At 44.1% G+C, this 9,007-nt stretch carries 11 protein-coding genes; 7 read left to right on the top strand and 4 right to left on the bottom strand.

The window, feature by feature from the left end:
• The first annotated feature begins 94 nt into the window (after window positions 1–94).
• Window positions 95–502 carry a PIN domain-containing protein gene (locus tag IT392_06855; protein ID MCC6544209.1) on the top strand — a complete coding sequence of 136 codons (408 nt, stop codon included), beginning with the start codon at window positions 95–97 and terminating at the stop codon, window positions 500–502.
• Between the two features lie 86 nt (window positions 503–588).
• On the opposite strand, the gene scmD is transcribed toward IT392_06855, so the two are convergent.
• A complete protein-coding gene (scmD, locus tag IT392_06850) occupies window positions 589–870 on the bottom strand; it encodes a SynChlorMet cassette protein ScmD (protein MCC6544208.1) in 282 nt (93 codons plus the stop codon).
• A gap of 44 nt (window positions 871–914) precedes the next feature.
• Entirely contained in the window at window positions 915–1,517 is a 603-nt protein-coding gene (locus IT392_06845) for a signal peptidase I (protein MCC6544207.1), read from the bottom strand.
• Between the two features lie 215 nt (window positions 1,518–1,732).
• Here IT392_06845 and IT392_06840 point away from each other — a divergent pair, with 215 nt between their 5' ends.
• The 5 genes from IT392_06840 (at window position 1,733) to IT392_06820 (ending at window position 7,276) form a co-directional block, all read left to right on the top strand.
• Complete coding sequence (locus IT392_06840; GenBank protein ID MCC6544206.1) at window positions 1,733–2,668, top strand: helix-turn-helix domain-containing protein; 936 nt, start codon at window positions 1,733–1,735, stop codon at window positions 2,666–2,668.
• 137 nt (window positions 2,669–2,805) lie between these two features.
• Complete coding sequence (gene scmE / locus IT392_06835; GenBank protein ID MCC6544205.1) at window positions 2,806–3,897, top strand: SynChlorMet cassette radical SAM/SPASM protein ScmE; 1,092 nt, start codon at window positions 2,806–2,808, stop codon at window positions 3,895–3,897.
• Window positions 3,887–4,912: a SynChlorMet cassette protein ScmC gene (gene scmC / locus IT392_06830; GenBank protein MCC6544204.1), complete on the top strand. Its 1,026-nt coding sequence runs from the start codon at window positions 3,887–3,889 to the stop codon at window positions 4,910–4,912. The genes scmE and scmC overlap by 11 nt, the downstream gene beginning before the upstream one ends.
• Before the next feature lie 13 nt (window positions 4,913–4,925).
• Entirely contained in the window at window positions 4,926–6,035 is a 1,110-nt protein-coding gene (gene scmF / locus IT392_06825; GenBank protein MCC6544203.1) for a SynChlorMet cassette radical SAM/SPASM protein ScmF, read from the top strand.
• Between the two features lie 611 nt (window positions 6,036–6,646).
• Entirely contained in the window at window positions 6,647–7,276 is a 630-nt protein-coding gene (locus IT392_06820) for a PEP-CTERM sorting domain-containing protein (GenBank protein ID MCC6544202.1), read from the top strand.
• Between the two features lie 106 nt (window positions 7,277–7,382).
• Here IT392_06820 and IT392_06815 read toward each other — a convergent pair whose 3' ends face one another.
• Window positions 7,383–7,571 carry a hypothetical protein gene (locus IT392_06815; protein MCC6544201.1) on the bottom strand — a complete coding sequence of 63 codons (189 nt, stop codon included), beginning with the start codon at window positions 7,569–7,571 and terminating at the stop codon, window positions 7,383–7,385.
• 236 nt (window positions 7,572–7,807) lie between these two features.
• Between IT392_06815 and IT392_06810 the strand changes: the two genes are divergently transcribed.
• Complete coding sequence (locus IT392_06810; protein MCC6544200.1) at window positions 7,808–8,530, top strand: PEP-CTERM sorting domain-containing protein; 723 nt, start codon at window positions 7,808–7,810, stop codon at window positions 8,528–8,530.
• A 277-nt stretch (window positions 8,531–8,807) separates the two neighbouring features.
• Here the strand turns inward: IT392_06810 and IT392_06805 are convergent, their stop codons facing one another.
• The gene (locus IT392_06805) at window positions 8,808–8,969 is read right to left on the bottom strand and encodes a hypothetical protein (GenBank protein MCC6544199.1); all 162 of its coding nucleotides are present in this window, start codon (window positions 8,967–8,969) and stop codon (window positions 8,808–8,810) included.
• Window positions 8,970–9,007: the final 38 nt, after the last annotated feature.

Here is a 9,007-nt window from a genome sequence, read left to right as displayed (position 1 = left end):
GCCCTCCAGGAATATATCCGCTTGAAGAAGATTGAAAAGATTCTGGGGTTTGAGGGCACACTTCAGTTTGAAGATACATGGGAGCAGACACGTCATGTCAGGTAATGTTCTCATAGACACATCCATTTGGATTGAGTTCTTTAGGGAAAAAGGGTCTCCAATTTCAACAAGGCTTCAGGAGTATCTCAAACTCGGCCGGGCGTGTTATGCAGGCCCGATTGCAGTCGAACTTTATCAGGGTGCAAAGACACAGAAAGAGATTGAAGTCCTTGGCCAGCTCTTTGAGGCCATTACCTATGTTGAGATAACCCGCAAGCACTATCACCTGGCAGGCCTGACCAGTCAGAAGGCTGCGAGGAAGGGCAAGACATTTAGTGTGGTTGATATGGTACTTGCGATAACCGCCCAGGAGGAGCAACTACGCCTCTTTTCTTTAGATGCCCACTTCAAGGATATTGCAAGGCTTTGTAATCTGGCACTGGTCCCCTTTTCCACTGTATAAACATCCTGTTGGGGGAAATAAAGGGGACGGTTCTCTTTATACTCTTATCTCGCAGTAAGAATTACGTTAAGCGGCCATATTTGCATTTACGCCTCGTACCCTGCATAGCCCTTTTCAACAAGCTCTTCCACAAAATTGCTGACATGAGTTATAGCGTCGTCCGGCACATCTTTGCACTCCTTGCCCAGCTCCCTGACAATATCTGCTATTGTATTTTTGCCGTCAAGGCGCTTCCATATAAAGACGCTTACCGGGCTTAGACCATAGGCCTTGCTTGTGTCCGGGTCAAACAGCACTGCCCAGTCGTCAAACTCCTCTCTCAGTACTATCGTTTGATTGGCTATCGGTCTGCTTTCTTCTGTCTGCATATACCCTCCCTTCTTTTTTGCTCTTCGCGTTGTTTGAGGTTGAATTATCTCTGGGGCAATTTCTTTTCATCTATAAATAGTCTAAAAGGTCTCTTTATCTGCCATTGCTCAGATCCAGGTAATCGTCTTGCGATAATCCTCCTGCCCATTAATAATTGAAGCTCGGCTCCATTTTGACGCTTAAAAGAAATAATCTGCGTATTTGACAGAGGCAGTATCTTCCTGAATATCCCTGTGTTTGACACAAAGTGGTAGGTTGAATGGAGAACCCCCGACACTTTTCTGATTAACATGTTGTATCGTAGTATAAGTAAGCCATAAACCCTGCCCCTTAATCCCCCGGATACATGGAATACCCTGTTTTTTCTTTTAACAGATACCACACGCCCGGTGATATCATCAGGAGTGAGTAGCCATGGGTCAACCTTGTTATTGTTGTCACCTCTTGTGCTTACACCATCCCTGCCAACCTTGATTACCCGGTGAACTACATTGCGTGGCTTGTCCTTAGGCTTGAAAATTATTACATCCCCGGGACGTATCTTCTTATCCTTATAGGGCACCACTACCAATCCATCACCTGCCTTGAAAGTAGGAGTCATGCTTGGGCCTGTGTAGTTATTCAGTTCTTCTAATTCGGTTTTCATGGTTTTGTTACTTGTTGACAAAGTGTCGCTTCGCTAATTATAAGTTGACACAAAAAAATATACAATACATTAAAAAATTTTTTCAACTATTTTTTGCTCGGTGATGTTACTATTTCAAAATGTCACATTCGTGGTAAAATCTATTTTGGCTCCGGTTTGACCGGGTAAATAATCAGGAGTTAGAAATGCTTGGCGTGCGTATCCAGGAATTACGGATGAAAAATGAAATATCACTGGAGGAACTGGCAACGAAGTCTGGTGTTTCTCTTGATGAGCTTGGCCGCATTGAGCGAGGAGAGGTGAAGCAGCTTGATGTGCAAAGACTGCTTAAGATAGCAGATAACTTAAAGTTAAAGAGTGGTGTTGATTTCGCCGGTTTGATGCGCCTTAATAAATACCCAAGGAGGTTTCATGTTTATGGCGTAGGTCTTCCAAAATCTGGAACCGTTTCCCTTGCCGGCCTATTTGGCAACTACCGTTCATCCCACGAATTTCATCAGTGGGAAACGCATCAAATGATTATCAGGCACAGACATGGCGATATTTCACGCGAGCGGTTCTCTGGGTTTTTAAAAGAACGGGAGATGCTCGGCGGTCTCCTTGAAATGGATTCTGCCCATTTTAACCGGCATTATATTGATATCCTTCAGGAAGAATTTCCGGATGCGAAATTTATTTGTCTTATAAGGGATTGCTATTCCTGGGTGAATTCCTTTGTAAACTATTTCGTAGTCCCGGAGCGTGAGGCTATGCAAAGCAGGGAGCTTCCAAACGGCATGCCATTTGATATACCACGGGGGTCAATGGAGGCTAAGAACGAGCTTGTAAACAATTTCCACAAATATATAGACGTTCCTCTTTCATTCTGGGCATCATCCTATCGAGTCATGCTTGAAAAACTCCCACCCGGGCGGTGTATGTTAATACGGACTCACGAACTCTCACAGAAAATTAACGATATCGCGGATTTTATCGGTGTATCGCCAGACACCCTGATAAAGGAACGGTCACATCTCAATAAGGCGAAATATACTGTAAATATCCTGCGCAATCTTGATCGTGATTTTTTAAAGGAAAAGTTCAGTGAACATTGCTCAGACTTAATGGAGAAATATTTCCCTGAATTTTCCTTAGACGATATTTTATCTTAACAATATGATTTTGAAATGATTTTCCCCTTGCAAATTACGTCTATTTCGCATATTCTTTTTAAGTTATGTTGAGCGGAAATAATTTGGAACCAGTTTGTCACCCTGAACTTGCTTCAGAGTCTATCCCCTTTAATTTAATGAGGACTCCGAGGTCAGTGGACATTGATATTACGAATCAATGCAACCTGAGGTGTAAGTACTGCTATCACTTTACAGGACCAGGTGATGTTGATAAGGATTTAACAACAGGAGAATGGCTCAGCTTTTTTGAGGAGTTGGGAAGTTGCGCTGTCATAGATGTTTGTCTTGCAGGCGGAGAGCCATTTTTCAGAGATGATTTAAAGGACATCATTAATGGAATAGTTTCGAATAAGATGAGATTTAAGATCTTAAGCAACGGCACCCTGATTACAGATGAGATAGCCTTACATATAGCCTCAACAAGACGCTGTGACAGCATTCAGGTCTCAATAGACGGCGGGAGCCCTGAGACACATGACCTGTCACGGGGAAAAGGAAACTTCAAGAATGCAATAATGGGAATTGAAATCCTCCGGAAATATTCAATACCGGTAACAGTACGCGTCACAATAAACAGGTATAATGTGGGGGATCTTGAAGAGATTGCAAAACTGTTACTTGATGAGATAGGGTTGTCGTCATTCTCAACAAACTCAGCGTCTTTAATGGGACTCTGCAAAAAGAATTCAGAAGAGATGGAGCTTTCGGTTGAGGATAGACAAACAGCGATGGAGACCCTGCTGAGGTTGAATCAACAGTACAATGGGCGCATAGGAGGTGCGGCAGGCCCGTTGGCAGAAGCGGTACGATGGAGAAAGATGGAAGAGGCAAGAAAAGAAGGCAGGGAGCAGTTGTCGAAAGGTGGTTTTTTAAGGGCATGTGGTGGTTTTATGAATAAGATGGCAGTAAGGGCAGATGGTGTCATGGTGCCCTGCAGTCAGATGAGCCATATAGAACTTGGGAGGATAAACAGAGACAACTTGACTGATGTCTGGCAGAACCACCCTGAACTTATAAGATTAAGGAATAGGGTGGAGATACCTCTTGACAAATATGACTTCTGTAAGGGTTGTGACTATATTTCGTACTGCACCGGGAACTGTCCTGCAATTGCGTATACACTTTTAGAATCAGATAATCACCCGAGCCCGGATGCGTGCCTGAAGAGATTCCTTGAGGCTGGCGGGAGATTGCCGTATGATTTGTGAAGAAAATGGTTATCATCTAAAGCTTGGTAATGGGCTTGGATGGAATATCAAGGCGATTAATGGTGTTGGCAAATGGTTAGATGATCTGGCAAACATCATGAGGCTTGAACCGGCAAGTAAGGACAATCTGGATAAAATCATCTTCTGTAAAATGGGGGGCTTTCATGCCGCTATAGAATATTATTATAGAGATACAAAGGACTGGTTCGTCTATGATAATAAGAGTGTCCGTACATGGATGAACCGCACAAATTCTGATGTGATCTGCGAAATTGACGATGATGGTTCTCCTGACATCGGGATTGTAAACATGTGGAACTCACTCCACCCAATCTATCAGCGGGTGCAGGATGGCGGTGGCCTCCCTTTCCATGCGGCGTTGCTTGAGCTGGATGGAAAAGGAGTGATTCTGGCGGCTCCTGGCAGTACCGGAAAATCCACGAGCTGCCGCCGTTTGCCGGATTACTGGAATCCACTGGGAGATGACGAGGCGCTTGTCGTATATGATCCAAAGAACGGATACCGGGCTCATCCCTTCCCGACCTGGAGTGAGTACCTATGGAAATCCCCGGATAAATCATGTGGTAAATCTTGGGATGTACAGTATTCAGTGCCGGTTAGTGCGATCTTTTTCCTTGAACAGGCAGAGAGCGACGAAGTTATTCCCTTAGGCGATGGGATGGCGGCTGTATCTATAAATCAATCTGCCACTGAAGTATCAAGAAAGTTCTGGAGAAAACTGGATGATGATATAAAAAGGCCCCTGGCGACATTGCAGTTTCACAATGCCTGCGGGATGGCAAAGACGATTCCTTCCTTTACCCTGCGCCAAAGTCTTAATGGCAGATTCTGGGAGGAAATAGAAGAGACGCTAAATACGATATCTATTGAACCCATCATGAGCGAGCCAATCCCAAAGCAAAAGAAAAACCCCACCCTCACCCCTACCCTCTCCCTGAGGGAGAGGGAAAATACCCTCCCCTTCAAGGGGAGGGACAGGGTGGGGATGGGTTAATAAGGTTATTAATATGAATAAATATCCTCTGAATCAAATATATTTCTATCTCACTGAAGGGTGTGATCTCCAGTGCCGGCACTGCTGGATAAACCCGAAGTACCAGGCTGTAGAAGGCCTCTATCCATCTCTTGACCTTAAGCTTTTTCAACATATCATCACCCAGGCAAAAGATATGGGCCTGACCGGGGTTAAATTAACCGGCGGCGAGCCCATGCTGCATCCTCATATTGACAAGATCCTGGATATCGTCCGTTCGGAAGACCTTCGTCTTGTTATCGAGACCAATGGTATGCGGTGCACGCCTGAAATTGCAGATAAAATCACAGACTGCAAAAGCCCCTTTGTCTCGGTAAGCCTTGACGGGGCAACTCCTGATGTTCATGAATGGATACGCGGTGTCCCCGGAAGTTTTGAGAAAACCCTGACTGGCATAAAAACCCTCGTTAAAGCGGGATTAAAACCACAGATTATTATGACGGTCATGAGGCGAAACAAAGATGAAGTCGAATCAATAATACAACTGGCGGAATCCCTGGGCGCCGGTTCAGTAAAATTTAATATAGTCCAGCCCACGGAAAGGGGGGAAAAGTTGCACAGGAGCGGTGAGACCCTGGGCATAGAAGAACTTATAGAGTTGGGTGAGACAGTAGAAAAGAGGCTTTCAAAGACTACAATGCTTCGCCTTGTCTATCACCATCCACATGCATTTAAACCCCTGGGAAATATGTTTGGTGATGAGAACAACTGTGGTACGTGCCATATCCTCAACATACTGGGTGTCTTACCGGACGGCACCTATGCAATGTGCGGTATAGGTGAGGCAATACCTGAGTTGATTTATGGCAGTGCATTTACGGAATTACTGGAAGATGTCTGGAACGATAGTTCTGTTATTAATGTGCTTCGTGAAGGCATGCCTGACAGGCTTGAGGGCGTTTGTGGAGAGTGCCTGATGAAAGGAATCTGCATTGGAAGCTGCATAGCACAGAATTATTATACCGGTAAGAAACTTTGGGCTCCCTTCTGGTATTGTGATGAGGCCAGGAAGTTGGGACTTTTTCCTGAGACCAGATTAAGACCAACTGATTCACAAAAATTTAAGATCGCAGATTGTAGCTAACATTATGTTAGCGAAAAACAAAGGAGGATTAAATGATTTACTCAATACCAAAACTCATATCTCTTGATTCTATTAAAAAGGTTTCTGGGGCGGGATGTGTCGCTGGTTCGGCTGCGTCGTCTTCTTGTGTAACTGGCGCAGGTGCTGGAACTTTGTGCGGTACTGGATCAGGTTTTTGATCTGCATACCCAAGCAGGAATACCCTGTAAAAGAAATGCAGGGTATATTGCCGTCATCCCCGCACCCTCTAATAGCCCTCCGGGGAAATTTTTCATGGGGATGACGCCTGTTTATAAATTTATCAAATAGAAAGGTCCATGTCTATGGTGACGAAAAAATTAACAGTCCCTCATGAACAAGCCAAATGAGAGAGGATGCACCTATCTATTTGAATTCATTAAAGTTATTAATAGTATATAGCCTTCATGCGGCCAATAAGGTTAGCGAAAGGTGACGGAAAATTTAACAGTGACTTCAGGGTGCAAAAAGAATTTCTTTGAAAATCAATGAGTTATGTCTATGGCATGTGATTTGCTTACTTTAAACTATACATGCGTATAGTTACAGACAAGACACATACTATAATAAAAGAAGGAAAGGAGGTGAATAGAATGTTTAAAATTAGTAGAAAATATTGGCTTATGATCGTAGTAGCGATTGCCCTGATGGCTGTGAGTGTTGAAAGATCATCGGCAACACAACTGACTTTCGAGAATTTCACAGATGGAACAACAGGGTGGAGTGGAACAGGAGTATGGGGAGTATGGGATCCAACATCTGTAGCCTTTAATACAGAGCCTGATGGCAACGTCGCATTTCTTAACTCTGGTTCTATCTCCCAGATTCTTTCCAATAATTTGACGGCCAATCATCTGTACACTCTTTCTGTGGATGTAGGATATCAGAAAAACTGCGTTACGTGTACATCATTCGGCTACAAGATTGAATTGCTGGCAGGGGGGAGTTTACTCAACTCTTACTCGGGAACAGGTACAGCAGGTGAGTGGGATACAGCGAGCCTGACCTATTCAACTGCTTCTAATGGAGGCCCATTGCAGATTCGTCTTAGCACCGATGGCAAGCGAACCCACTTTGATAATGTATCACTGACGAATTGTTCTCCGGGTGAACCTTGTTATCCGAACAACAATACTGCCGTTCCCGAACCTGCTACATTAGTGCTTCTCGGCTCAGGTCTGGTGGGAGTAGCATTGTTTAGCAAGAAAAAGTTTAAGGCTTAGATGTCTTAAACCCTGATTTCAATATGTTTGGCAGCAAATAACGCCTGCAGGGTATCAACCTGTGGGCGTTTTCATTATTCCTATGTGGTCGCTTCGTAAGTCCAGATTACTTTTCGAGCCATTTTGACATCTTCTTTTCGACTTCTGCTTGAGTATATACCCGCCCTTCAGCCACATCCTTCATCCCTCGCTCAATCTTCTGAAGGACATAAAGATGATACTGGATGTCTTCCAGAGAACAGTCTTCTGGTAAACGCTTGAGAAGTCCGGTAACTTCTTGTTTTGCTGTCAGCATGTTTGCAGCCTCCTTTAATGCTTATTATTCCAACACTTGATCATGAATCTCTGCAATAGATGATTGCTATTCTGAAGATAAGTTAGCAGGATGAGATTTTGCTGTCAATAGAGGATTTAGCGCAACTCAATACCCTGCACAAAAATCGCACCATTTGCACTCTCCAATGCACCTGTTCTAATGCATTACTGAGAAGCCTGTCATAAATATATCTTTTAAAATCAATGAGTTCCGGAATGGCAAAGAGGTTGCTTTTCCTATTCAGTAATAGCCTGCCGGAAAAATCTAAAAGAAAGGAGGTGAAAGAGATGTTTAAATCAGGTAGAAAATATTGGCTTACTATTGCAGTTGCGATTGCCTTTATGGCTGGGAGTGTTGACCGGTCACTGGCTACATTACTAACAATCTCGAATCCAGACTTCGAAGACGTAGAACTGTTGGATGGAGGAGCTGCCCTGAATATAGATGGGTGGGGTGGTACAGAAATATATGGAATACGGAATCCGTCATCTAATCTCTTTGATGCAGACTACGAGAATGGCAATGTGGCATGGGTTAACTCTGGTTATATATTCCAGGTTCTTCCATATAATATGACAGCCGGTCATCTGTACACACTTACTGTGGATGCAGGATATCAGACGACAGCTTCTTGCCCTTCTTGTACGTCATTTGACTATATTATTGAATTGCTGGCAGGGGGAACTTTACTCAATTCGTACGCGGGAACAGGTACGGAGGGTGCCTGGGATAAAGATGTGGGCCTGACCTATCTGGCTTATGAAAGCGGAGGACCATTGGAGATTCGTCTTCATACGGGCGGCAAGCGATCCCACTTTGATAATGTAAGGCTGAGTAATACGGCCGTTCCTGAACCCGGTACCTTCATGTTGCTCGGCTCAGGGCTGCTGGGACTGGCAGTGTTTGGAAGAAAGAAGATTCAGATGTCTTATCCATAATGAATGGCAGTCTTAAGTTTTTCAAGATCCCCTGCCGGGGCAAGTAAATCAGGTGGTTTCATGCTAAAATGACCTTTTAATCCCCCCTCACCCCTCTTTTCTAAAGGGGGGAATCCTGTTTCCCCCTTGTGCTGAACTCGTTTCAGCATTATTTCAGGATCGCAAACGTGGCGTAGTCAGGAGATCCCGAAACGATACTGAAACGAGTTCAGCACAGGATTCAGGAGGACACGTTTTGGAAGGTGACGATTTTATATGCTGTAGTACAACTGTATAGTCAACATATCTCAGATAGCTTAACGATATCTTCCCAGGGCAAAACTTCAATCCCTGAACGTTTTTGGCTTTCGCTGCCGCCATATATAACATAGGGTGATTCTGCTGCCGCACCAGCAATTGCCAACCACTTTATTAGTCCTGTAAAGTAATCTTTGGTCACAGTCTGGCCTGATTTTATCTCTATCGGAACGAAAGTAT

The organism is Nitrospirota bacterium, from assembly GCA_020846775.1.
Taxonomy (GTDB): Bacteria; Nitrospirota; 9FT-COMBO-42-15; order HDB-SIOI813; family HDB-SIOI813; genus RBG-16-43-11.
The sequence above is the reverse complement of the archived record's forward strand: the minus strand, read 5'-3'. Positions and strand labels throughout refer to the sequence as shown.

Coding starts and splice junctions, on each gene's coding strand:
- IT392_06855 (MCC6544209.1), top strand. CDS start 95: ATGTCAGGTAATGTTCTCATAGACACATCCATTTGGATTGAGTTCTTT.
- scmD (MCC6544208.1), bottom strand. CDS start 870: ATGCAGACAGAAGAAAGCAGACCGATAGCCAATCAAACGATAGTACTG.
- IT392_06845 (MCC6544207.1), bottom strand. CDS start 1,517: ATGAAAACCGAATTAGAAGAACTGAATAACTACACAGGCCCAAGCATG.
- IT392_06840 (MCC6544206.1), top strand. CDS start 1,733: ATGAAAAATGAAATATCACTGGAGGAACTGGCAACGAAGTCTGGTGTT.
- scmE (MCC6544205.1), top strand. CDS start 2,806: ATGAGGACTCCGAGGTCAGTGGACATTGATATTACGAATCAATGCAAC.
- scmC (MCC6544204.1), top strand. CDS start 3,887: ATGATTTGTGAAGAAAATGGTTATCATCTAAAGCTTGGTAATGGGCTT.
- scmF (MCC6544203.1), top strand. CDS start 4,926: ATGAATAAATATCCTCTGAATCAAATATATTTCTATCTCACTGAAGGG.
- IT392_06820 (MCC6544202.1), top strand. CDS start 6,647: ATGTTTAAAATTAGTAGAAAATATTGGCTTATGATCGTAGTAGCGATT.
- IT392_06815 (MCC6544201.1), bottom strand. CDS start 7,571: ATGCTGACAGCAAAACAAGAAGTTACCGGACTTCTCAAGCGTTTACCA.
- IT392_06810 (MCC6544200.1), top strand. CDS start 7,808: ATGGCAAAGAGGTTGCTTTTCCTATTCAGTAATAGCCTGCCGGAAAAA.